This window comes from Pseudarthrobacter sp. lyk4-40-TYG-27 (assembly GCF_030209295.1).
GTDB lineage: Bacteria > Actinomycetota > Actinomycetes > Actinomycetales > Micrococcaceae > Arthrobacter.
In genome coordinates, this window is record NZ_JARVSH010000010.1 from 1 (window position 1) to 22840 (window position 22840).

The window sequence follows — 22840 nt, forward strand, 5'->3', positions numbered from 1 at the left end:
CCACATCGCCGAAACCCGCGACGGCTACACCGGCACCTCCCCCGTCATCGCCAACCGGACACCCATCACCTGACCCGGACCTTCCGCCACCCTTCGAACCAAAGAAAGAACATGACTCCAGAGCCGCAGCCCTCCCTGACCGCATCCCGTTCCCAGCCCGCCGCCGTCGTCGATGACCGGCAGGACTTCCGCCCACACGTGCCGGAGAACGCGCAGCCAACCCTGAAGTCCGCCGGGCACGTCATTGTCGATTCCCTGGTGGCGCATGGTGTGGAGCGCACCTACGTTGTTCCCGGCGAGAGCTTCCTCGATGTGCTCGATGGCCTGCACGGGTCCGCCATCGAAACCATCGTCTGCCGCCATGAGGGCGGCGCCGCCTACATGGCCGAGGCCGACGGCAAGATGAACCAGCGTCCGGGGGTGGCGATGGTGACCCGCGGGCCGGGCGCGGCCAACGCCCATGTGGGACTGCACACCGCCTGGCAGGATTCCACCCCCATGCTGCTCTTCGTGGGGCTCATCCCGTTCGCCCACCGGGACCGCGAGGCGTTCCAGGAGTTCGACATCAAGTCCTGGTTCGATACCGGAGCCAAAAGGGTCATGGTCCTTGACCACCCGGAGCGGGCCTCCGAAATCGTGGCCGAAGCGATGTTCGCGGCCATGAGCGGACGGCCCGGCCCCGTGGTGGTCGGCCTGCCGGAGGACGTGATCCGGCGGCAGGTCAGCCCGGCCCTGCATCCGGCGATTCCCGTGGCAGCCGGCGGCATGGGCAGCACGGATTCCGCAGCCCTTGAAGCCGCCCTGGCCAGGTCCAGCAAGCCGCTGTTCGTCACTGGCGGCAACGACTGGACCCAGGAAGCCGCCCTCCAGCTCACCGGGTGGCTGGAACGGCACCACATCCCGGCCGCTGCCGAGTGGCGGACCCAGGGAACGGTTCCCTTCGATTCGCCGTCCTACGTGGGCCCTATCGGGTACGGCCGCCCCCGGCCCACCTACGACCTGTTGGAGGAAACCGACCTGCTGGTCTTTGTGGGCACGGTCCCAGGCGATGTCATTACGGATGGCTTCGTCTGCCGGCAGGACTGGACCAAGGAGAACTTCCTGGTCACGGTGGACCCGTCGCTGCGCGGACGGTCCGGCCCGGTGTCCCGGCAAATCCTGGCCAAACCGGAGGCCTTCGTGCGCGACCTCCAGGGCGTCGCGCTGCCGGTCAAGGACGAGTGGCGTGACTGGACGGCCCGGATGAGGGCGGAACAGGAACGCTTTGCCGCGCTGCCGCCCGCTGCCCCGGGGGCCGGGCAGGCCAGGATGGACACCCTGATGGCCAACCTGGTGCCCCGGCTTTCCGAGGACGCCGTGGTGACCTTCGGGGCCGGCGAACACACCAACTGGGCGCACCGGTACTTCCCCACCCGCCGCTATGCGTCCATGCTCAGTGCCCGCAACGGCTCCATGGGGTACTCCATCCCGTCCGCCATTGCCGCATCGCTGGCCGAGCCGCACCGGCGCGTCGTGACCATCGCGGGGGACGGCGAATTCCTCATGAACGGCCAGGAATTGGCGACCGCCGCCCAGTATGGCGCCACACCCTTGGTGGTGGTCATGGACAACCAGGAGTACGGCACCATCCGCACGCACCAGGAACGGCATTACCCGCAGCGGGTCTCCGGCACCCAACTCAAGAACCCGGACTTCGGGTTGATGGCCACGGCGTTCGGTGGCTTTGGCATCACGGTCAGGGATGACCGCGACGTGCCGGCGGCCCTGGACGCCGCATTGGCGGCCATCGACCGGGACCGCACGTTCGCGCTGGTCCACCTCGTGGTGGACCAGCGCGTCAAGGCGTACTAGGCCGCACTGCGGGGTGCTGCCCGGGTGGGCGGACGACGACGGGCCGCACCCGGCGTCGTCCGCTTGGCTTTAAAGTGCCTGCCGGCAGCGGTGCTGCCCGCTACAGTGCCGACCAGCCGCCGTCGGAAGCGAGCACGGCGCCGTTGACGTTCGTGCCGTCGTCGCTGAGCAGGAAGGTGATGGACGCGGCGAGCTGCGCGGCGGTGGCGGGTGTCGGGATGTTCGCCTGCATCAGCGGACCCAGCCGCCCCGCCGCCAGCTCCGAGCCCCAGTTCGCCTCGATATTGGTGATGGTGGCGCCCGGCGCCACGGTGTTGAAGCGCAGCCCCAACGGGCCGTACATGACGGCAGAGTTCCTGGTAAGGCCCACCACTGCATGCTTGGAGGCCGTGTAGGCCGCACCCGCGGCGGAACCCCGCAGCCCGGCCTCCGAGGAGACATTGACCACGGAGCCGGTGCCCGCCTGCAGCATCAGCGGCACCACCGCACGGGTGAGTCGCATCAGCGCGGTGACGTTGATCCGGAAGACCCGCTCCCAGACTTGGTCGTCCACCTCGTGGATGGGGGCGAAGTTGTCCATGATGCCGGCAACGTTGGCCAGCGCATCCACCCTGCCGCCGGCGGCCGCCACCACTGCCGCCACGGCCTCTTCGGTGGAGATGTCACCGGCAACGGCAACCAAATCCAGGCCGGGGTTCCCGGCCACAAGCTCATCCAGCCGTTCCTTGCTGATGTCCGCCGCGATCACGCGGCCGCCTTCCTTGGCGACGCGCAGCGCGGTTGCCAGCCCGATGCCCGAGCCTGCACCGGTGACAATAACGGTCCTGCCGGCGAACCGGCCCGCGGTTGTGGTTTCCTGCCACGCAGCTTCGTTGCCCATGATGTTCCTTCCAACAGAGATGTGGTGCACTGGCGTCCCAAGCACTGATGGCCGGCATCGAAAACGATGCCGGCCATCAGCCAGGTTTCCGGGGCTACAGCCGGTCGGTCCGGTCTTCGCCGCCCTTGTGGCCGGTCCCGCGGAGGTTCTCCTGGACCTTGCCGAACAAATCCTTGATGGTGGATTCGGCGTTGGTGATGACGTCCACGGGAACGAAAACCTCGTGGGCGGCCGGCAGGTCGTACTCATCCTTCAGGTGCGTGCCGTTCCCCACCCCTGTCAGGGAGATGTAAACCATGGCTTCCGTCCGCGCGATTCCTGCGAGCTTGCCGAAGACCACCGTGAATTCATTCGGCTGGAAGCTGATTGTCTGCCCGATGTGGCTGCGGCCCAGTTCACCGGCTGTGACTGCCTTTTCCGACTGGCTTCCGGTGTAGTCCATGAACTTCTCCTTCGATCGCCGACGCTTACGCAGGCAGTCTAACCCCGCCCTTCCCCATGGCACACGGGCCTTCCGGACCCCTGCACCAGCCTGCTGGAGGCCTGCACAAAGAAGGAGCGTGGAGCGTGGTCACTCCTCCATTGAGTTGGGCGGCAGCGTCCCTGTTTGATGGCTTCATTGGGCGGCAGCTGCCGTCGCAACCACGCCGTGCAAAGGAATGCCCGTGACTTCAACGACGAGCCGCGTAAAAAGCCCTGTCCGCTGGGACCCGGTCGAGACCGGCGACCTGGTGGAACTCCGCAGGAACGGCCGGGTGGCCTTCAGCGGCGTGGTGGATGACAGGACGGACGACGGCGGCATCGTGTGGGTGACCGCGCCCGCGGGGGGCCGCCGGCTGTTCCACGTCGCAGACGGCCTGGACCTGGCGGTGGTGCCGGCATGACGGAGTGCCCCGAGGACTGCCCGTACTGCACGGGACCTGAGACGGACTGAGGATGGCCGCTCCCGGCCGGGGTGCGCCGCCGCATGCCATCCCGCGGAAGCCTTCCAGTGACCGGATCATCACGATCCGGGCATCAAATTGCCGCCAAGGCAGGTGGCATCGTTGACGCGGGCAACCGGTACGGCGAAGGTGGTGCCATGAGGTCTCAGATAATTTCCCAGGCGATTGCCCTGACGACGGCGGCCGCAACGGCAACGCTGTTGCTCACCGCGTGCGCTCCAAGCCAGCCGCAGTCCCAAACGACGACGACACCCGCCACCGGGCAGGCCAGCCAGTCGCCCACGTCGTCGGCATCCTCGGCCCCGCCGTCGTCCTCCGCACCTGCCACGACGCCGGACTCCCCCGCCCCCGGCACCACCGCCGCCGGAGCGCCTGCCCTGTGCAAGGCGGCCGGACTCACGGCCGCCACCGATGCCTCCGGCGGCGGCGCGGCTGGCAGCGTCTACATGAAGCTCAACCTCACCAACAAGGGAACCGAACCCTGCATCCTCAAGGGATTCGCCGGCGTCTCCCTGGTTGCGGACGCCGCAGGCGCCCCGATCGGAGCCCCGGCCTCGCGCGACGACTCCACGGGAGTGGTTGACGTCCTGCTGGCCCCCGGCCAGACCGGCACCGCGGTACTGCGCTACACGCAGGCCGGCAACTACATGGACTGCTCGCCGGTGGATGCCGCCGGCTACCGGGTCTACCCGCCCGAGGACACCGACTCCCTGTTCCTCCCGCAGCCCACCAAGGCCTGCGGCAACGCGCAAATCACCTTGCTCTCCATCGGGGCGTTCCAACCGGCCTGACCGCGCACGGCCCGGCGGACCTGGCCGCGACCCGGCACCCACGCCGGGTCGCGGCGGCCGTCGAAACCCAGTGTCGGTGCCTTGGGGCATGATGGAGGCATGAACCAGGAACAGCGTCCTGCCGGCAGCGCTCCCGGCTCCGCTGCGCCCATGGCCCAATTCAGCCGCGCCACCAGGGACTGGTTCCTGGGCGCCTTTTCCGAACCAACACCGGCCCAGGCCGGGGCCTGGACTGCCATCTCATCAGGTTCGCACGCACTGGTGGTGGCGCCCACCGGGTCCGGCAAGACCCTCGCCGCCTTCCTGTGGGCCCTGGACCGCCTCCTCGGCACGGCCCCGCCGCCCCCCGATCCCGCAGCGGAAACCCCGGCCAAAGGCAAGCGGTCCCGGGCACCCAAACGCAAAACCCGCGTCCTCTACATTTCGCCCCTCAAGGCGTTGGGCGTCGACGTCGAACGCAACCTCCGCTCGCCGCTGATCGGCATCACGCAAACAGCCAAGCGGTTGGGGCTCCCGGCACCGCTGATCACCGTGGGCGTCCGGTCCGGGGACACCCCCACAGCGGACCGCCGGGCCCTGCTCAGCAACCCGCCGGACATCCTCATCACCACCCCCGAATCGCTGTTCCTCATGCTCACCTCCAGGGCCCGCGAAACCCTCACCGAGGTGGACACCATCATCATCGACGAGGTCCATGCCGTGGCCGGAACCAAGCGCGGCGCCCACCTTGCGGTGTCCCTGGAGCGGCTCGATGCGCTGCTGCCCAAACCTGCGCAACGCATCGGGCTTTCCGCAACCGTGGAGCCGCGGGAACTCGTGGCACAGTTCCTGGCCGGTTCCGCCCCCGTGGAAATCGTCGCGCCGCCGGCCAGCAAGAACTGGGACCTTACGGTGTCGGTGCCGGTGGAGGATATGTCGGACCTGCAGGGCGCTGCGGGCGCGTTCGACTCCGGGCCCGCTTCCGGCCTCCAGCCGCAGGCATCCATTTGGCCCCATGTGGAGGAAAAGATCGTTGACCTGGTGTTGGCCAACCAGTCCACCATCGTCTTCGCGAACTCCCGGCGCCTCGCCGAACGCCTCACCGCCCGGCTCAACGAAATCTACGCCGAACGCCAGCTGGTGGCCGTGGGCGGCGGCTGGGACGACGCCGCCCCGGAAGGGCTCGACGCCGGGCCGGGCACCCCGGGGGGACCGTCGTCGGGCCTTCCCGCGTCAACGGCCACACCCGCGCACATGATGGCGCAAGCGGGCAGTTCCGCCGGCGCAGATCCGGTACTGGCGCGGGCGCACCACGGTTCCGTTTCCAAGGACCAGCGGGCATTGATCGAGGACGACCTCAAATCCGGGCGGCTGCGGTGCGTGGTGGCCACGTCCTCGCTGGAACTTGGCATCGATATGGGTGCCGTGGACCTGGTGGTCCAGGTCGAATCGCCCCCGTCGGTGGCCAGTGGCCTGCAGCGGGTGGGCCGTGCAGGCCACCAGGTGGGCGAGGTCTCCCAAGGCGTCCTGTTCCCCAAGCACCGGGCGGACCTGGTCCACACGGCCATCACCGTGGAACGGATGCTGGATGGCAAGATCGAGCGGCTGGCCATCCCGGCCAACCCGCTGGACATCCTGGCCCAGCAGACGGTGGCGGCAACGGCCCTTGGGAGCATCGACGTGGAGGAATGGTTCAGCACCGTGCGCCGTTCCGCTCCCTTCGCGTCCCTCCCCCGTTCCGCGTTCGAGGCCACCCTCGACCTGCTGGCGGGACGGTACCCGTCCGACGAATTCGCCGAACTCCGCCCCAGGATCATCTGGGACCGGAATGCCGGCACCATCGAGGGCCGTCCCGGCGCCCAACGGCTGGCCGTCACGTCCGGCGGCACCATCCCGGACCGCGGACTGTTCGGCGTCTACATCATCGGCACGGAGGCGGAAGGCTCGGCGTCCCCGGCCGAGGACGGAAAACCGGCGCGTGCGCCCAAGGGTGGCCGGCGCGTGGGCGAACTCGACGAGGAAATGGTCTACGAGTCGCGGGTGGGCGATGTCTTTGCCCTCGGCGCCACCAGCTGGAAGATCGAGGACATCACCCACGACCGCGTCCTGGTCTCCCCCGCGTTCGGCCAGCCCGGCAAGCTGCCGTTCTGGAAGGGCGACTCCCTGGGCCGCCCGGTGGACCTTGGCCGCGCCCTGGGCGCGTTCGTCCGCGAACTGTCCGCGTCCGATCCCGGCCCGGCCACCGAACGGTGCAAAGCAAGCGGCCTGGACGACTTCGCTGCCAACAACCTCATCCAGTACCTCAGCGAGCAGAAGCAGGCCACCGAGGTGGTCCCCAGCGACACCACGCTCGTGGTGGAGCGGTTCCACGACGAACTGGGCGACTGGCGCGTGATCCTGCACAGCCCGTTCGGCATGCCCGTCCACGCGCCGTGGGCCCTCGCGGTGGGCCAGCGGCTTCACCAGCGGTACGGGCTGGACGGCTCGGCCATGGCGGCCGACGACGGCATCGTCCTGCGGGTGCCCATGATGGAAGACGAGCCGCCGGGCGCCGAACTGTTCCTCTTCGACCCGGAGGAATTGGAGCAGATCGTCACCGCCGAGGTGGGCGGCAGCGCCCTCTTCGCCTCGCGTTTCCGCGAGTGTGCGGCCCGCGCGCTGCTGCTGCCCCGGCAGACCCCCGGCAAGCGCCAGCCGCTCTGGCAGCAGCGCCAGCGGTCGGCCCAGCTGCTGGACGTGGCCAGGAAGTACCCCACGTTCCCCATCGTGCTCGAAACGGTCCGGGAATGCCTGCAGGACGTCTACGATCTGCCGGCCTTGAAGGACATCGCCGCCTCCGTCGAAAGGCGCGAGCTGCGGATTGTGGAGACCACCACCCAGCAGCCCTCGCCATTTGCCAAGTCCCTGCTCTTCGGTTACGTCGCCCAGTTCCTCTACGAAGGCGACTCCCCGCTCGCGGAACGCCGAGCCGCGGCCCTGGCCCTGGACTCCACGCTGCTCAACGAACTGCTGGGCCGGGTGGAACTGCGCGAACTCCTGGACGGCAAGGTCATTGAGGCCACCGAACGCGAACTGCAGCGGCTGACCCCGGACCGGCGTGCGCGGGGCATGGAGGGAGTGGCCGACCTCCTGCGGCTGCTGGGCCCGCTCGCGCCGGAAGAGGCAGCCGCGCGGTTACAGGGCACGGCGCCGCCGGTTGAGGCTGCCGAGACCTCTCCGGCCGTGGAACCTGCCGAAACCTCTCCTGCGGTTGAGGCCGCCGAAACCGGGCAGTCCGACACCCCCGCCGCTGTCGCCGACGCGGCCGCCCACCTTGCCGCGCTCCAGCGGGCCAATCGCGCCATCAAGGTCAACATCGGCGGGTTTGAGCGGTTCGCCGCCGTCGAGGATGCCGCCCGCCTCCGCGATGCCATCGGCGTGCCGCTGCCCATGGGTGTGCCATTGGCCTTCATCGAACCCGTTGCCGATCCGCTGGGCGACCTCGTGTCCCGGTATGCCCGGACACACGGTCCCTTCACGGCAGCCGAAGCCGCCACCCGGCTGGGCCTGGGCGTTGCCGTGGTGGGCACGGCACTGAAACGGCTGGCAGCGGACGGACGCGTCGTGGAAGGAGAGTTCCGGCCCCACGCTACCCCGCCCGAGGCCCCACCGCTGGAGCCGGGCGGGCAGGAATCGGGGTCGGGGGATCAAAGCCGGCCGGCTGATCAGCCGGCACCATCGGGCAGCTCCTCACCTGTCGGCCAGCAGGCGGTCGCCAGCGAATGGTGCGACGCCGAGGTGCTGCGCAAGCTCCGCCGCCGCTCCCTGGCCGCGCTGCGCGCCGAAGTGGAACCGGTGGACGCCGCAGCCTATGGGCGCTTCCTGCCGGCCTGGCAGCATGTCAGAACCCCCGGCGGCGGGCGCGGCCAACCCTCCCTGCGCGGCCTGGACGGCATCATCACCGCCATCGACCAGCTCTCCGGGGTCCCCGTTCCCGCCTCGGCCTGGGAGCCGCTGGTCCTGGCAAGCCGGGTATCCAACTACCAGCCCGCCATGCTGGATGAACTCATGGCGGCAGGTGAGGTCTTGTGGTCGGGCGCCGGATCCTTGCCGGGAAACGACGGCTGGATCAGCCTCCACCTCGCTGACTCCGCGGAGTTGACGCTCAATCCTGCCCCTGACTTCGAGCCCGGAGATGCCGGCCGGCGCCTCCTGGACCACCTGCGGAACAACGGTGGCGGGTACTTCTTCCGGCAGCTCACCGAAGTGGCCGGCGGCATGGACGCCGTCCTCAGCGACCAGGAGGTGGTCACCGCGCTGTGGGAACTCGCATGGGCCGGCAGGATTACCGGCGACACATTCGCCCCGGTCCGGTCCCTGATCGCCGGCGGGCATACAGCGCACCGGCAAGTGGCCCGTGCCCCGCGCGCCCGGGCACCGCGGTTGAGCCGGCTGGGCCGCTCCCACGGCACCGGCCTGATGGGCTCCCCCGGGCTGGCCGGCGGCCGGTACGGAGCGCAGGGAGCTTCAACGCCTGCTACGGCAGCCGGCCGCTGGTCCGCCCTTCCCGAGCCCGAACTCGATGCCACCATCCACGCCCGCGCCACTGCTGAACTCCTGCTGGACCGGTATGGCGTGGTCACCAGGGGCTCGGTCATGGCCGAACAAATCCTCGGCGGCTTCGGGCTCATGTACAAGGTACTGGCGCGGCTGGAGGAAGCGGGCCGGTGCCGGCGCGGCTACTTCATCGAACACCTCGGCGCGGCCCAGTTCGCCGTTCCCGCCACCGTGGACCGGCTCCGTTCCTACTCGGAGGACACGCAACTGGCCAAGGCGGAACCGGTGGCCCTGGCCCTTGCCGCCACCGATCCCGCCAACCCTTTCGGCGCGGCCCTCCCCTGGCCCGCACTGAGGGACGACGCCGGTACCGGCCACCGCCCCGGCCGGAAGGCGGGTGCCCTGGTAGTGCTGGTGGATGGCGCGCTGGTGCTGTACGTGGAACGCGGTGGCAAGACTCTTTTGGCGTTCAGCGATGACGCCGCCGTCCTGGCGGCTGCCGGCGCTGCCCTGGTCGGGGTGGTCACCCGGGGAGCCGTGGACAAACTGATCATGGAGAAGGTGAACGGGCAGGGAATCCTGGACACCCCCGTTGCCGCAGCCCTCAGCGCCGCCGGCGCCTACTCCACGCCAAAGGGATTGAGGATCCGTGCCTGAGGGGGATTCCGTCTGGCGGGCCGCCCGTCAACTGCACCAGGCCCTGGCGGGGCAGGCGCTGCTTGCCACGGATTTCCGTGTGCCGCGGTTTGCCACGCTGAACCTTGCAGGGTGGACCGTCGAGGAAGTGGTCCCGCGCGGCAAGCACCTGCTGATGCGGGTGGTGGGCCCGGAGGACAAACGGCTGACCATCCACTCGCACCTGAAAATGGAAGGGGCCTGGCAGGTCTACCCGCCGGGCGGACGGTGGCGGAAGCCCGGATTCACCGCCCGGTGCGTACTGCGGACGGCCGCTGCGGACGCCGTCGGCTTCTCCCTGGGAATCCTGGAAGTGGTGGCCACGGCCAATGAGGACTCCGTCGTGGGATTCCTGGGTCCGGACCTCCTGGGCCCGGACTGGGACCTGGATGAAGCCGAACGCCGTGTCCGGTCCCGCCCGGAGGTACCGATCGGCGTGGCATTGCTGGACCAACGGAATCTCGCGGGCATCGGCAACATCTACCGCTGCGAGGCGTGCTTCCTGTCGGGAGTGCATCCCGCCACGCCCGTGGCCGACGTCGTGGACGTGCGGACCATGATGACCGACGCCAAACAATTGCTGGAGGCCAACCTCGGCCCCGGCCGCCGCGTTACTGTCCTCAATGCCCGCGGCCTCCCTGTAGGCAGGATGGCCGGCAGGCCCGGCTATTGGGTGTACGGCGGGGAACGACGACCGTGCCTCAAGTGTGGGACTCCCATCCAGCGAGGCCTCCTGGGCAAGCCCAACGGCGAGGAGGAACGGGACATTTACTTCTGCCCCACGTGCCAGCCGGTGCCGGACTGACAGCAGCAGGCCTGGCGGGGACTCAGCAGTTGGCGGGAGCCGGCTTGCTTGCCGCTTTCGGCGTCGCCGCAGGGGCCATGAAGCGCGGCAGCAGGACATGGACCAAGGGGCCGATGGCCAAGGCATAAACCACGGTGCCCACGCCCACGGAGCCGCCGAGCAGCCACCCGATGGCCAGCACGGTCACTTCAATGAGGGTGCGGGACAGCCGGACCGACCAGCCGGTCCGGCGGGCCAGGCCGGTCATCAGCCCATCCCGTGCGCCCGGCCCGAAGCGTGCCCCGATGTAGCAGGCGGAAGCGATGCCGTTCAGCACGATGGCCCCGCCGAGGAGGCCGATCTGGCCGGCCAGGAGGGAAACCTGCGGGATCACTGCCAGCCCGATGTCCGCGAACACTCCCACCAGTACCGCATTGCACAGGGTGCCGAACCCCGGCCACTGCCGCAACGGAATCCACAGGAGAAGCACCAGGAAACTCACCGCGATAACCACCACCCCGATGCTCAAACCGGTCCGGTTGGCAACGCCCTGGTGGAACACATCCCAGGGGTCCAGGCCCAGGCCGGCACGGATGAACATGGCCAGCGAAATGCCGTACATGGCCAGGCCGGTGAAGAGTTGGAGAAGTCTGCGGGTCATCATGAGAACAACCATTCCACGCAACTGGCATTGGAATACATAGCCAGTTTGAGATACTGGCTCTATGGCTGTCCTCACTCCCCAGGCTTTGTCCCGCCTCCTCGGCCCGTGGAACAGCGGCACCGGGCCGGCCTACCGCGAGCTGGCGGACGTGGTACGGCTCCTGATCCTGGACGGCCGGATTGCCCTGGATACCGCCCTGCCCAGCGAGCGCTCGCTCAGCTCCGTCCTCGGGGTCAGCCGGACAACCGTTACGGCGGCGTATGCCACCCTCCGGGACCAGGGCTTCCTGAGCACCGGCCAAGGCAGCCGGGGCAAGACCCGCATCCCGGAACTGACCCCGTTCGGGCCGGCGCTTTTCGGCCCGCAACCCCAATCCGCTTCCCCGCTGGCGGCGCCGGGCCTGACCGCCCCTGAAGGGCTGATCGATCTGGCCTATTCGGCATTGCCCGCCAGCGGCGAAGTGGTGCACCGGGCCTTCGCCGCGGCGCTGACGGAGCTGCCTGCCCTGCTGCCGGGTTTTGGCTATGACGCCTTGGGACTGCTGCCGTTGCGCCAGGCAGTTGCGGACCGGTACACGGCTGCCGGTGTACCCACCCAGCCGGGGCAGGTCATGGTCACGTCCGGAGCGCAGCACGCCTTGACCATCATCATCCGGACCCTGGCCGACCGGCAGGACAGGATCCTGGTGGAGCACCCCAGCTATCCCCACGCACTGGATGCCATCCGTTCCGCCCGCTGCCGCCCCGTCCCGGTGGCTTTCGCCGAGTCCGGCTGGGACCTGCCGGCCCTCGAATCGGCCCTGGTCCAGCAGCGGCCCAAGCTCGCCTACCTGGTGCCGGACTTCCACAACCCCACTGGGATGATCCTGCCCGACGAACAACGGCGCCTGCTGGCCCGCGCGGCGGCCGCATCCGGAACAGTGCTGGTGGCGGATGAAACGCTGCGCGACCTCAACCTCGACGGCATCGCCACCACTCCGCTGGCCGGCTTCGGCAGCGGAATCGTATCGATCGGCTCGCTGAGCAAGTCGCATTGGGGCGGCCTGCGCACCGGGTGGATCCGCGCCTCCGAACCGATGATCCAGCGCTTCGCCGCCGCGCGCACCACGCTGGACCTGGGCGGCCCCGTCATGGAGCAGCTGGCCGCAGCCCACCTGGTGCGGGCACTTGAGGAGCCGCTGCCCGCACTGTTGCACACGCTGCGGGGCAACCGCTCAACCCTGCTCGGCCTGCTCGCGGAACACCTGCCCACCTGGCAGACGACTCCTCCCGCCGGGGGCCTCTCCGTCTGGTGCAGGCTTCCCGCCCCCATCAGCACGGCCCTCACGGTCTTGGCGCCGGAATTCGGCATCAGGCTCGCGGCCGGCCCCAGGTTCGGGATCGGCGGCGCCTTTGAACGCAACCTGCGCCTGCCCTTCACGCTCGCACCGGACAAACTGGAGGCGGCGGTGCTGGGACTCCGCGCCGCCCAGGACCGGCTGGACGCCGCTCCCCAGCTGCGCCGGTCACTGATCCATGCCCCCGCCGTCGCCATCGCCTGATCCGGCCACCGGCTGACCCGGGCCACCGAAATCGCCGGAGGGGTGCGTAACCGCCGGAGCGGAACGGCGATCCCGCACCGCTCCGGCGATTTCGCGCGCCAAACGGGAGTCGTGGCTACGCGTACACGTGCACCAGGAACCCGGCCCATGCCTTGGCCGTGGTCTCGGAGTCGCCGGCGCCGCCGAAATCGTGAACCGTCATGCCCACCGGGGCGCCGAAGGCGTTGCGGCCGAAGAACCGGTACAAGGCGTTTTGGGTACGCAGGCCCAGGAAGTGCTCGTTCGAGAAGTCCACCTCGCCCGCCAGCCGCCCCACGCCGTCGAGCTCCACGTCAAAACTGTCCCCCTGCCCGGCGGTTCCCAGGCCCAGCGCTTCCCGCAGCTTGGCGAACCCGTCCGGTGCCTGCGAAGCCGGGGGAGCCTGAATGTCGGTGAACACCACGGGACGGCCGTCGAAGTACTGCAGGTATTGGCCCAGCGTGTGCAGGTAGAACTCGGTGTGGCGGCTGGCGCCGTCGTACTGTTCATCCCAGTTGTCGGCGAAAATGCCGCTGTGGACGTAGTGGAGGCGTGCTCGGCCGTCGTCCAGCGGCTCCAGGACGTGTTCCAGTTGGTTGAACCAGCCGTCCGGGCCCTCCATCCTGGATACCAGGTGGCTGGGGTACTCTTCCACGGTCCTGACCGCTGGCCACTGGTCCGTGGGGAACATCCAGGCCGGGGTTCCGGCGGTGACGGCTTCCCACACCCGCTCGGGCGTGCCGGGAAGCTCAGAGTCGTGGACGATTTCAAAGGAGCGCTTGTTGTTCATTTGTCCTGTTCCTTGCCTGGAGTGGATTCGTTGGTTGCCTTGGGGGCATAGGTTTCTTTGAGGACCGGGTGCAGGGCCACAACCAGCCGGTGCCGCCGCCCCTGTGGGGGCCGGTCGTCGTGGTACTTGTCCACCAGCCGGGTGACCTCCACGCCGAGCTCCTCGGCGAAGGCTGCCCGGTCGGCGGCGGTGCGGAAAGTAATCTCGCCGTCGATGGCGAACGTTGCCAGCTTCTGCCGGGCTGCGGCGGCACCGGCTATCAGTTTTCCCACTTCCCGGACCATCCGGCCGGCGAGCGCCAGCAGCCAGAATGCGGAGAAACGGTCTGAGAAACGGTGCGGATCCGGCGAGATCGAGGCCAGCGCGGACGGTGAGATCAGATAGGAAGCTGCGGTAGCTTGGAGCACGCGCTCGGTGACGTTCCCTTTGCGGCGCTCCTCCACCAGCTCCACCAGTCCATGCCGCTCCAGCGCCTTGAGGTGGTAGTTGACCTTTTGCCTGGGCAGGCCCACCCGAACCGCCAGCTGCGTTGCGGAGCTGGGCCGGGCCAGCTCCCGCAGGATGCTGGTGCGGATGGGGTCCAGCGACGCTTCGGCCGCGGCCGGGTCCTCGATGACTGCAATTTCCTGCATGCCACCATTCTCACTACCGACAACTTTTATTGTCAAGAACTTTTTTATCGTCGGTGGTCCGCGTGATCCTGGCCCCGCTGGCCGCCCAAGGGCACCGGTAGAATAGGGCGGTGATGCAATCCCCCCTCCCCGTGCGCGACGGCGTCAACGCCACCCGCCTCCGCCTCCCGGACGAGGGCCCCTGGGACACCGCGATGGACTACATGATGCACCGCTGGGGGCACATCGATCCGCAGGGCATCGAGGACCGGTTCGACGCCGGCGAGATCGTGGGCGAGGGCGGCATCCCCCTGGACCGCAGCACCCCGCTCCAGGACCACACGTTCATCTGGTACTACCGCACGCTGCCGCCTGAGACCCGGCTGCCCGTCGAGCTGTCCGTCCTGCACCAGGACGAGCACCTGCTGGTGGTGGACAAGCCGCACTTCCTCCCCACCACCCCGGGCGGGACCTACATCCAGGAGTCCGCCCTGGTCCGGCTGCGGAACCAGCTGGACCTGCCGGACCTGATTCCCATGCACCGGCTGGACCGCATGACGGCCGGGGTCCTGCTCTTCTCCACCAACCCGCAGACCCGCGGCAAGTACCAGGTGCTGTTCGAGAAGCGGCAGGTGCAGAAGGAGTACGAGTGCGTCGCCGCCGCGGAGCCCGCTCCGGGACATCCCGCCGTCGAATTTCCCGTGGTGGTCCGCAACCGGATGACCAAGTCCCGAAGCTACCTGCTGGCGGAAGTCATTGACGGCGAGCCGAACGCGGAAACCAGGATAGAGCAGCTGGAAACGTTCGACGACGGTGGCCCGGAGGGTGCCGCGGGTACCGGTGGCAGCGGCACCGGCAGGCGCCGCCTTGCCAGGTACCGGCTGGAACCACACACCGGCAAGACCCACCAGCTGCGGGTGCACATGGCCTCGCTGGGACTTGGGATCGTCAACGACGCCTTCTACCCTGACCTGCTGGACAAAGCCCCGGACGACTACGCGAAACCGCTGCAGCTGCTGGCCCGCGGCATCCGCTTCGTCGACCCGATCTCAGGCCGGCCAGTAGAGTACCGCAGCGCCCTGGACCTTAGCGAAGCTGTCCGAACACGTCCCTGAACACCTCTTCAACCCCGGACGTGTGGAGCACGAACTCCACCACCTCCAGGTCGCTGGCCGGGTGCAGGGCCTGGAACCCGGCCACGGCGTCCAGGGCCGCCTGGGCGACGGCATCCGCCGCCCAGCCGTAAGCGCCCGCACCCACCGCCGGGAACGCCAGTCCGCGGGCGCCCAGGGAGTCCGCCAGCCGCAGGCTTTCGCTGAAGCAGGACACCAGGAGGGCCCGGTTGGTCTGCCCGGCATGCCGGTTCGGGCCGACGGTGTGGATGACCCAGCGGGCCGGCAGCCGGAATCCGGCCGTTGCCACGGCGGCGCCGGTCTGGAGTCCGTGCGGGAGGTCCGTTGCCCGCAACTGACGGCACGCAGCCAACAGTTCCGGACCGGCTGCCCGGTGCAGCGCCCCATCCACTCCCCCGCCGCCGAGCAGCGACGAATTCGCGGCATTGACCACCGCATCCACCCGCCGCTGCGTTATGTCGCCCTGCAATACCGTGATCCGCATGCCGCCAGTTTCCCACTCCACCGTGCGTTCCGGGCACGCACGGCCTCGGCGGTATCCCTCCCGGGGTGGGTGCCCGTCACGGGCACCGCCGGGCCGGCAAAAGTGCGGTACCTTGTGGCAATGGACTTCGGCAGCGCTGACAGCTGGGGAGCGGCCCTCTATTTCTGGGTCATCCCGCTGGTGGTTGGCGACGCCATTTTCCCGCCCATCCCCTCGGAGATGGTGGTGATTACCGGCGGCGCATTGTCCGCGGACGGCCGGGCCAACGTGTTCCTTGTCCTGGTGCTCGCCGCCCTGGCGTCCTGGATTGGCGACATGGTGGTGTTCCACCTGTTCCGCCGCCGGCTCAGCCACGTACTGGACCGCTGGAAATGGGGGCGCCGGGTGCACGCCGGCATCCATGCAGCCCTGGCCAAGGCCGGGCGGTCGTCCACCTATGGCACCATCATCGGCGCACGGTTCATCCCCGGCGGCCGGCTGGCAACCTCAGCAGCGTCAGGGGTCGCAAATGTCTCGGTGCGCGGCTTCGGACTCTGCGCCGGGCTGGGGGCGGTCCTCTGGGCCTGCTGGCTCGTCGGGCTGGGGTACTTTACGGGGTCAACCACCAGGCTGCCGTTCTGGGCCAGTTCCCTGATCGGGGTGGCCGTGGGCCTGGTGATCGGCGCCGTCGTGGGGCTGATCGTCACCCGCCGGCGCGGCGACAGGTCCCCCGTGGAGGACGAGCCCATTCCGGACGCAGGCTAGACGGGCAGCCACTTGCCGCGGCTGCGCCGCAGCACGCTGAGCGCACCTGTCAGCGCAACGCGTTCGACGGCGTCGCGCATCATGCTTGCCGACTCCAGCGCCTGCTGGTTCTCACCGGAGTACTCGGTGGCTTCCACAAGGAATCGAAGGTTGAGTTGCGGCACCCCGCCGGCAATCTGCAACTGGTGCGCCTCCACGTGGTGGCGGGTGCCCAGCGCCTCTACGGCGGCGTCCATGACGGACTCCGGCGGATTCCCCGGCCGCAGCCCGGTGATCTTGAGGCGGGTCTGGAAGGAAGGCATGCCCTCCACCCTATCCAAACCCCCGCTCACATCCTGTCCCCCAAAACCCAACCCCCGCTCACATCCTGCCGCCAAAAACCCAACCCCCGCTCACTCTCTTCAAGAGAGTGAGCGGGGGTTTGGGTTGGAATGGTAAAAAGTGAGCGGGGGTTTGGGTTGGAACCGCAAAACGTGAGCGCGCGTTGGGATGCCAACGGCAATAGGTGAGCCCGCGTCGGAAGAAAAGCCGCCGGAAGTGAGCGGGGGTTCCTAGCCGGTGTTGCGCAGGCCTGCGGCAACTCCATTCACGGTGATGAGCATGGCCCGCTGGAGGCGCTCGTCGATCTCGGCCTCGCTGATTTCCGCCTCGGTCCGGATACGGCGCATCAGCTCGACCTGAAGGTAGCTGATGGGATCCAGGTATTGGTCGCGGATCTCCAGGGAACGCTTCAGCGTGGGCTGGGCGTCCAGGAGGATGTCCTCGCCGGTGAGCTTGCGGACCTCGACCACTGTGAGTTCGTATTCCTCCCGGATGGTGCGGAACAGGTGGTGCAGTTCTTCCGGGACCAGGGTGGACACGTAGTAGCCGGCGATGTCCATGTCCGTCTTGGCCAGGGTCATCTCCACGTTGGACAGCACGGACCGGAAGAAGTTCCAGTGGTCCATCATCTCCACCAGCTGGGCGGAGTGACCGGCTTCCCGGGCAGCCTTCAACCCCGAGCCCACGCCGAACCAGCCCGGCACGATCTGCCGCGACTGCGTCCAGCCGAACACCCATGGAATGGCGCGCAGGCCGCCGAGGCCCGCGCCCGAATCCGGACGCTTGGACGGCCGGGAGCCGATGTTGAGCGACCCGAGCTGTTCCACCGGCGTGGACGCCATGAAGTAGGCGGGCAGGTCCGGGTGGTCGATCAGCTTGCGGTAGCGGTCGAACGCGGCATCCGAGATGGACTCCATGACGTGTCCGTATCGCTCCCGCTGGTCCTCGGAAGTCCGAGGGGTGCGGTGCAGGGCCGAACCCTGCAGCACCGCAGCGAGTGAGAGTTCCAGGTTCTCCCGGGCCAGTTCGGGCAGGGAGTACTTGTCCGAGATGACCTCACCCTGTTCTGTGAACTTGATTTCGCCTTCCAGGACGCCGTTGGGCTGGGCCAGGATGGCGTCATAGGTGGGTCCGCCGCCACGGCCCACGGAACCGCCGCGGCCGTGGAACAGGCGGACGCGGACGCCGTGCTTGGCCGCGATATCGCGCAGCTTGCGCTGGGTCTTGTGGATCTCCCACTGGCTGGTCATGACGCCGGATTCCTTGTTCGAGTCCGAGTAGCCCAGCATCACTTCCTGGACGTCCCCGCGCAACCGCACCAGCTCCCGGTAGGAGGGATCGGACAGCAGCTGGTCGACAATCTCGGCCGAGGCCCGCAGCTCCTCCACCGTTTCCAGCAGCGGGGCGAAGCCAAGCTTGGCGTAAGGCTTGTCGCCGAACAGGTTCACCAGGCCGGCTTCGCGGGCCAGGACGGCAGCGGCGAGGACGTCGTCTGCGCCGCGGGTCATGGAGATGATGTAGGTTTCGATGACGTCCGGCCCGTACATGCGCAGGGCCCGCCGGATCTCCCGGAAGACGTCGTAGGTGCCGTCGGCGGCGCCGTCGAGCTTGATCGGGTGGCCGGAGAGCGGGCGGCGGGACGCCAGTTCGGAGCCCAGAACCTCGAAGCGTTCCTCGCGGCTCAGCTCCGCGTAGCGCAGCCCGGGGCCACCAATCCGGTCCATCAACTGCCCGACGGCGTCGTGGTGGTGGTCGGCGTGTTCGCGGATGTCCAGCGTGGCCAGGTGCAGCCCGAACGAGGCGATGGCGCGGCGCACCCGTGCCAGCGAACCGTCTGCGGCCAGGGCTGCCGAGTGGTTGCGGAGCGAGAGTTCGAGCAGCTGCAGGTCGGCCATGAGTTCATCGGTGGCGTTGTAGTCGCGCCCGTGCTCGTGGTTCGAATTGACTGCCACCCGCTTGCCCGTGTTGATGAGCTTGGCCTTGATGCAGGTGAGCTTCAGCCGGTAGGGCTCCTGCGCATTCAGTTCCAGGACCCGCTTGTCCAGGCCCGGCAGGTTCTTCAGGTCCGTTTCGATTGATTCGAGCAGCGCGCGGTCGGCACCGGCCAGGGCGGTGGAGTTGGAGAGCACGGAGATCAGTTCATCGATCATGCCGATGCTGATGCGGATGGCGCTCTGGTTTTGGATCTGGAGGATTTCCCGGGTCACGGCCGCGGTGACGTTCGGGTTGCCGTCGCGGTCACCGCCGATCCAGGAACCGAACCGGATGGGTGCGTCCTTGGCGGCCAGGCTGACACCGTGCTCACCCAGGAGGTCGGCGAGTTCGGACAACATCTGCGGCATGGCGTCGGTGAGGATGCCACCCAGGTAGTAGATGGCGTTCCGGGCCTCATCCACGGGCGTGGGCCGGACCTGGCGCAGTTCGTCGGTCTGCCACATCTGGTCGATGATCTCGGCCAGCTGCCGGTCCTGCCTCCGCCGCGCCGTTGACCCCTCGGCCGTGGAGTGGGACAGGACGTCGGAGATCTTGCGGATCTTGTCCAGGACCGAGCGGCGGGACGCTTCGGTGGGGTGTGCGGTGAAGATTGGGCGGACGTCCAGCCCGTTGACCACTTCCTGGAGGACGTCCGGGCCCGCCTGCTCGGCGATGTCCGCCACGGTCTTGGCCAGCCAGCCGTCCTTTTCCGCCCGGTTTCGCAGGCCGCGGACCCGATGGACCTGCTCGGCGGCGTTGGCCAGGTGGAAGTAGAACGCGAAGGCGCGCACCAGGTCGGTTGCCTGCTCAATCGGCAGGGAGCCGAGCAGTTCGCGGACCTGGGCGACGACGTCGTGCGCGCTCCAGGGGCCGGTGGCGTCCGCGCCGCCGCGCGCCGCTTCCTTGGATTCCTTGGTCAGCAGCCGGACCTGTTCCACGAGGTCCAGGAGTTCGGGCCCATGCTGGCGGACCAGGGATTCGCCGAGGAGGGTGGAAACACGGCGGACGTCTGCCCTCAGTTCGGAGGCCAGGTCTGTTTCGGGATGTGCTGCAGTGTGAGCCATGGAAGCTATCTTTCGAGGGTTTCGGACTTGGCTCGTACACTGCGCTGGATACTGTGAGCCACGTTACTAGCTAAAGATGCTACCCCCGGTCCGGCGCCACAGTGGAATCTGTCTCAAAAGATGTCGCCACCGGCGGAATGAACAGGAAATACCCGTGGTTGTAGCGTGGGCACACGCAACCGGAAGGAACCATGTCCACCACCACCGCAGCCAAGTTCGAGCGCTGGCAGCGCTTCCGCACCAACCGGGACAAGGCGCTGGCAGCCCCGCACGGCTGGCTCACCCTGACCTCTTTCCAGTGGCTCGAGGACTCACCTGCCGGCGTCGACCTCGCCCCGGGCCTCTGGTCCGTGGACGGCACGACGGCGGTACTCACCGCGGTCCCGGCGGACGGGCTCACGCTGGTGGAGACGGGCGGAAAGGTGGACGGCACCGTGTCCGCTGTCCTCGCGGACGAGGAGTCGCTGATGTGGGTCCGGTTCGGCGGCCCGGACGGGAACCAGGTGGTGGTGGAACTGGCGATGCGCGGCGGGAAATACGCGATCCGCACCCGGGATTCGGCCTCGCCGGTGTTCACCGAGTTCGACGGCGTCCCCACCTACCCGTACAACCCGGAGTGGGAAGTCACCGGCCGGTTCGTGCCCTACCCTGAGCCGGTGGACGTACCGATCGGAACCGCCAACCCGCTGGTGGACGGCGTGCACCGCAGCGTGGGTGAGGTGGTCTTTGGCCTCCCCGGCAGCAGCCACGAGTTCCGGCTGCAGGCCGAGGAGGAGAGACTGGGCGCGCTGACCGTCACCTTCCACGACGAAACGAACGGCGACACCACGGACGACTGGCGGAAGCTTTCGCTGCCCCGGCCCCGCCCGGACGGCTCCGTGGTCCTGGACTTCAACCGTGCCATCAACTACCCCAGCGCCTTCACCCCCTACGGCACCTGCCCCATGCCCGTGAAGAACAACAGCCTGGACATCCGCGTGGAGGCAGGAGAGAAGCAGCCGTACCCGGGCGCGTGACCGGTTTCGACAGGTTCAACCCCCGAACGCTGACACCCCTGTGATGGCCCGGCCCACGATCAGGGTGTTGACCTCGAACGAGCCCTCGTAGGTGTAGATGGCCTCGGCGTCGGCGAAGATCTTGGCCATCCGGTAGTCGGTGACAATGCCGTTGCCGCCAAGGATGGACCGGCCCAGCGCCACGGTTTCGCGCATCCGGGCGCTGAGGTACGACTTGGCCAGGGCCACCTGCGGCATGCCCGCTGCGCCCTCGTCCTGGAGCCTGGCGATCCCAGCCATCATTCCCATGCTGGCCACGGTGTTGCCCAGCATGGTCACCAGCTGTTGCTGGATCAGCTGGAAGTGCGCCAGCGGCCGGCCGAACTGCTGACGCTCCACGGCGTACTGCCGGGCGACGTCGAACGCCGCCAGCTGCTGGCCCACCGTCTGCCAGGCCACCATGATCCGCGAACTGCGCAGCAGCTCCTTGGTGTCCTCGAAGCTGCTGATGCCGCTGAAGCGGTCCGCCTCCGGCACCCGCACGTCGCTGAAGACGATGTCCGCGTTCTGGACGGTCCGCAGCGCGATCTTGTTCTCGATCCTGCTCCGGCTGACGCCAGGCAGGCCGGCGTCCACGATGAAGCCCCGGACTGAACCGTCGGCTTCGTCGCGCGCCCAGACCAGCATGTGGTCGCAGAACGTCCCGTTGCCGATCCAACGTTTGGCGCCGTTGAGCACCCACGTGTCGCCGGCGTCGTCCGCTTCTCCGGTGCCGGAGGAAATCCGCCGGGCACGTGTCTCCATGCCGCCGGCGACGTCGGAGCCGTGCAGGGGTTCGGTGAGGGCGAAGGCGCCGGTGATCCGCAGGTTCGAGGCGTCGGCCAGCAGCCGCCGTTTCTGGTCCGGCGAGCCGAAGGCGTGCAGGGATTCGACGAAGAGGTCGTGGTGGACCAGGAAGAACGTGGCCAGGGAGGTGTCCACGCGGGTCATCTCCGCGATGACCAGCCCGGCGAACAGGTTGCTGTAGCCCCGGTGCGCCGGCGTGCTCAGTTCCAGGGCGGCCAGCTTGGGCAGGATGTGGGCAGGGAACTCGGCTTTGTTCCACCAGTCGCCGGCGTAGGGTGCCACGTCGGCGGCAAGGAAGTCCCGCAGCTCCGCCAGCTTGTTGCGCTCGGCCTGTCCCAGCATGGATTCGACGGCGAAGAAGTCCGCCGCCGGCAGGTCCGGGATGTCCGGGGAACTCATCGCGGCCCCATCCGGATGGCGCCGTCCAAGCGGATGGTCTCCCCGTTCAGCATGGCGTTATCGACGATGTGCGCCACCAGGTTGGCGTACTCCGCCGGCTTCCCCAGCCGGGACGGGTGCGGTACCTGGGCGCCCAGCGAGTCCTGGGCCTCCTGCGGCAGGCCTGCCATCATGGGCGTTTCGAAGATGCCCGGGGCGATGGTGACCACCCGGATCAGCGAGCGTGCCAGTTCCCGGGCGATGGGCAGCGTCATGGCGGCCACGGCCCCCTTGGAGGCTGAGTAGGCGGGCTGGCCGATCTGCCCGTCGAAAGCGGCCACGGATGCCGTGTTGATGATGACGCCGCGCTCCGGGCCGCCCAACCGGGTGGCGACGGGTTCGGTGGCCGCCATGGCCTCGGCCGCCAGCCGCAGCACGTTGAAGGTGCCGACCAGGTTGACCTGGACAACGCGGCTGAACGCTTCCAGCGGCAGGACGCCAGCACGGCCCAGCACCTTGCCGGGAGTGGCAATTCCTGCGCAGTTCACTACGATCCGCAGCGGGCCCAGCCCGGCGGCTGTTGCGACGGCGGCCCGCACCTCGGCTTCGCTGGTCACGTCCGCCGCGGCGAAGACGGCGGACTGCCCGGCTTGGGCGCGGCCATTGAGGTCGTCCGCCACCGCCTGGCCGCCCGAGGAGGCGAGGTCCAGGAGCACCACCGAGGCGCCGTCGTCGAACAACCTGCGTGCGGTGGCCGCTCCCAGCCCGGAGGCCCCGCCTGTGACCAGGGCGACGCTGCCTTTGATGTCCATACATCCTCCTTGATGCGCGTGCCTCC

At 68.6% G+C, this 22840-nt stretch carries 19 protein-coding genes; 9 read left to right on the forward strand and 10 right to left on the reverse strand.

Translation table 11 applies throughout. The features are described 5' to 3' along the window. Positions 1 to 111: 111 nt before the first annotated feature. Positions 112 to 1851, forward strand: a complete 1740-nt coding sequence (locus QRM96_RS17125; RefSeq protein WP_285320396.1) for a thiamine pyrophosphate-dependent enzyme — start codon at positions 112 to 114, stop codon at positions 1849 to 1851. Positions 1852 to 1951: 100 nt separating this feature from the next. On the opposite strand, the gene QRM96_RS17130 is transcribed toward QRM96_RS17125, so the two are convergent. Both QRM96_RS17130 and QRM96_RS17135 read right to left on the reverse strand, forming a co-directional pair. Further along, on the reverse strand, positions 1952 to 2731 hold the full coding sequence (locus tag QRM96_RS17130) for an SDR family NAD(P)-dependent oxidoreductase (RefSeq protein ID WP_285320397.1): 780 nt from the start codon (positions 2729 to 2731) through the stop codon (positions 1952 to 1954). Positions 2732 to 2825: 94 nt separating this feature from the next. Beyond that, positions 2826 to 3173 (reverse strand): hypothetical protein, encoded by a 348-nt coding sequence (locus tag QRM96_RS17135; protein ID WP_018763796.1) that lies wholly within the window; start codon positions 3171 to 3173, stop codon positions 2826 to 2828. 223 nt (positions 3174 to 3396) lie between these two features. On the opposite strand from QRM96_RS17135, the gene QRM96_RS17140 reads away from it, so the two are divergent. The 4 genes from QRM96_RS17140 to QRM96_RS17155 all read left to right on the forward strand — a co-directional run bounded on the left by QRM96_RS17140 (position 3397) and on the right by QRM96_RS17155 (position 10461). Further along, positions 3397 to 3615 (forward strand): hypothetical protein, encoded by a 219-nt coding sequence (locus QRM96_RS17140; protein WP_285320398.1) that lies wholly within the window; start codon positions 3397 to 3399, stop codon positions 3613 to 3615. Positions 3616 to 3812: 197 nt separating this feature from the next. Then, on the forward strand, positions 3813 to 4466 hold the full coding sequence (locus QRM96_RS17145; RefSeq protein WP_285320399.1) for a DUF4232 domain-containing protein: 654 nt from the start codon (positions 3813 to 3815) through the stop codon (positions 4464 to 4466). 99 nt (positions 4467 to 4565) lie between these two features. Then, positions 4566 to 9638 carry a DNA glycosylase AlkZ-like family protein gene (locus QRM96_RS17150; RefSeq protein ID WP_285320400.1) on the forward strand — a complete coding sequence of 1691 codons (5073 nt, stop codon included), beginning with the start codon at positions 4566 to 4568 and terminating at the stop codon, positions 9636 to 9638. Then, complete coding sequence (locus QRM96_RS17155) at positions 9631 to 10461, forward strand: Fpg/Nei family DNA glycosylase (RefSeq protein WP_109045912.1); 831 nt, start codon at positions 9631 to 9633, stop codon at positions 10459 to 10461. The genes QRM96_RS17150 and QRM96_RS17155 overlap by 8 nt, the downstream gene beginning before the upstream one ends. Before the next feature lie 22 nt (positions 10462 to 10483). On the opposite strand, the gene yczE is transcribed toward QRM96_RS17155, so the two are convergent. Further along, entirely contained in the window at positions 10484 to 11104 is a 621-nt protein-coding gene (yczE, locus tag QRM96_RS17160) for a membrane protein YczE (RefSeq protein WP_285320401.1), read from the reverse strand. A 61-nt stretch (positions 11105 to 11165) separates the two neighbouring features. Here yczE and yczR point away from each other — a divergent pair, with 61 nt between their 5' ends. Continuing rightward, a complete protein-coding gene (yczR, locus tag QRM96_RS17165; protein ID WP_285320402.1) occupies positions 11166 to 12644 on the forward strand; it encodes a MocR-like transcription factor YczR in 1479 nt (492 codons plus the stop codon). Positions 12645 to 12759: 115 nt separating this feature from the next. Here the strand turns inward: yczR and QRM96_RS17170 are convergent, their stop codons facing one another. Together QRM96_RS17170 and QRM96_RS17175 are read right to left on the reverse strand one after the other, a co-directional pair. Continuing rightward, the gene (locus QRM96_RS17170; protein WP_285320403.1) at positions 12760 to 13452 is read right to left on the reverse strand and encodes an SRPBCC family protein; all 693 of its coding nucleotides are present in this window, start codon (positions 13450 to 13452) and stop codon (positions 12760 to 12762) included. Continuing rightward, the gene (locus tag QRM96_RS17175) at positions 13449 to 14084 is read right to left on the reverse strand and encodes a winged helix-turn-helix domain-containing protein (protein WP_109045909.1); all 636 of its coding nucleotides are present in this window, start codon (positions 14082 to 14084) and stop codon (positions 13449 to 13451) included. The genes QRM96_RS17170 and QRM96_RS17175 overlap by 4 nt, the downstream gene beginning before the upstream one ends. Before the next feature lie 113 nt (positions 14085 to 14197). Here QRM96_RS17175 and QRM96_RS17180 point away from each other — a divergent pair, with 113 nt between their 5' ends. Then, the gene (locus QRM96_RS17180) at positions 14198 to 15178 is read left to right on the forward strand and encodes an RluA family pseudouridine synthase (protein WP_285320484.1); all 981 of its coding nucleotides are present in this window, start codon (positions 14198 to 14200) and stop codon (positions 15176 to 15178) included. Here QRM96_RS17180 and QRM96_RS17185 read toward each other — a convergent pair. Then, on the reverse strand, positions 15150 to 15680 hold the full coding sequence (locus QRM96_RS17185; protein ID WP_285320404.1) for an O-acetyl-ADP-ribose deacetylase: 531 nt from the start codon (positions 15678 to 15680) through the stop codon (positions 15150 to 15152). The genes QRM96_RS17180 and QRM96_RS17185 overlap by 29 nt on opposite strands. A 120-nt stretch (positions 15681 to 15800) precedes the next feature. Here QRM96_RS17185 and QRM96_RS17190 point away from each other — a divergent pair, with 120 nt between their 5' ends. Further along, positions 15801 to 16424: a DedA family protein gene (locus tag QRM96_RS17190; RefSeq protein ID WP_043424487.1), complete on the forward strand. Its 624-nt coding sequence runs from the start codon at positions 15801 to 15803 to the stop codon at positions 16422 to 16424. Here QRM96_RS17190 and QRM96_RS17195 read toward each other — a convergent pair. Both QRM96_RS17195 and ppc read right to left on the reverse strand, forming a co-directional pair. After that, entirely contained in the window at positions 16421 to 16726 is a 306-nt protein-coding gene (locus QRM96_RS17195) for a hypothetical protein (RefSeq protein ID WP_109045907.1), read from the reverse strand. The genes QRM96_RS17190 and QRM96_RS17195 overlap by 4 nt on opposite strands. Positions 16727 to 16975: 249 nt before the next feature. After that, positions 16976 to 19783, reverse strand: a complete 2808-nt coding sequence (gene ppc / locus QRM96_RS17200) for a phosphoenolpyruvate carboxylase (RefSeq protein WP_285320405.1) — start codon at positions 19781 to 19783, stop codon at positions 16976 to 16978. Positions 19784 to 19974: 191 nt separating this feature from the next. Here ppc and QRM96_RS17205 point away from each other — a divergent pair, with 191 nt between their 5' ends. Next, the gene (locus QRM96_RS17205; RefSeq protein ID WP_285320406.1) at positions 19975 to 20799 is read left to right on the forward strand and encodes a DUF1684 domain-containing protein; all 825 of its coding nucleotides are present in this window, start codon (positions 19975 to 19977) and stop codon (positions 20797 to 20799) included. A gap of 15 nt (positions 20800 to 20814) precedes the next feature. Here the strand turns inward: QRM96_RS17205 and QRM96_RS17210 are convergent, their stop codons facing one another. Further along, a complete protein-coding gene (locus QRM96_RS17210; RefSeq protein WP_285320407.1) occupies positions 20815 to 22023 on the reverse strand; it encodes an acyl-CoA dehydrogenase family protein in 1209 nt (402 codons plus the stop codon). Beyond that, entirely contained in the window at positions 22020 to 22814 is a 795-nt protein-coding gene (locus QRM96_RS17215) for an SDR family NAD(P)-dependent oxidoreductase (protein ID WP_133831089.1), read from the reverse strand. The genes QRM96_RS17210 and QRM96_RS17215 overlap by 4 nt, the downstream gene beginning before the upstream one ends. Positions 22815 to 22840: the final 26 nt, after the last annotated feature.

Coding starts and splice junctions, on each gene's coding strand:
- QRM96_RS17125 (WP_285320396.1), top strand. CDS start 112: ATGACTCCAGAGCCGCAGCCCTCCCTGACCGCATCCCGTTCCCAGCCC.
- QRM96_RS17130 (WP_285320397.1), bottom strand. CDS start 2,731: ATGGGCAACGAAGCTGCGTGGCAGGAAACCACAACCGCGGGCCGGTTC.
- QRM96_RS17135 (WP_018763796.1), bottom strand. CDS start 3,173: ATGGACTACACCGGAAGCCAGTCGGAAAAGGCAGTCACAGCCGGTGAA.
- QRM96_RS17145 (WP_285320399.1), top strand. CDS start 3,813: ATGAGGTCTCAGATAATTTCCCAGGCGATTGCCCTGACGACGGCGGCC.
- QRM96_RS17150 (WP_285320400.1), top strand. CDS start 4,566: ATGAACCAGGAACAGCGTCCTGCCGGCAGCGCTCCCGGCTCCGCTGCG.
- yczE (WP_285320401.1), bottom strand. CDS start 11,104: ATGATGACCCGCAGACTTCTCCAACTCTTCACCGGCCTGGCCATGTAC.
- yczR (WP_285320402.1), top strand. CDS start 11,166: ATGGCTGTCCTCACTCCCCAGGCTTTGTCCCGCCTCCTCGGCCCGTGG.
- QRM96_RS17170 (WP_285320403.1), bottom strand. CDS start 13,452: ATGAACAACAAGCGCTCCTTTGAAATCGTCCACGACTCTGAGCTTCCC.
- QRM96_RS17175 (WP_109045909.1), bottom strand. CDS start 14,084: ATGCAGGAAATTGCAGTCATCGAGGACCCGGCCGCGGCCGAAGCGTCG.
- QRM96_RS17180 (WP_285320484.1), top strand. CDS start 14,198: ATGCAATCCCCCCTCCCCGTGCGCGACGGCGTCAACGCCACCCGCCTC.
- QRM96_RS17185 (WP_285320404.1), bottom strand. CDS start 15,680: ATGCGGATCACGGTATTGCAGGGCGACATAACGCAGCGGCGGGTGGAT.
- QRM96_RS17190 (WP_043424487.1), top strand. CDS start 15,801: ATGGACTTCGGCAGCGCTGACAGCTGGGGAGCGGCCCTCTATTTCTGG.
- QRM96_RS17195 (WP_109045907.1), bottom strand. CDS start 16,726: ATGCCTTCCTTCCAGACCCGCCTCAAGATCACCGGGCTGCGGCCGGGG.
- ppc (WP_285320405.1), bottom strand. CDS start 19,783: ATGGCTCACACTGCAGCACATCCCGAAACAGACCTGGCCTCCGAACTG.
- QRM96_RS17205 (WP_285320406.1), top strand. CDS start 19,975: ATGTCCACCACCACCGCAGCCAAGTTCGAGCGCTGGCAGCGCTTCCGC.
- QRM96_RS17210 (WP_285320407.1), bottom strand. CDS start 22,023: ATGAGTTCCCCGGACATCCCGGACCTGCCGGCGGCGGACTTCTTCGCC.
- QRM96_RS17215 (WP_133831089.1), bottom strand. CDS start 22,814: ATGGACATCAAAGGCAGCGTCGCCCTGGTCACAGGCGGGGCCTCCGGG.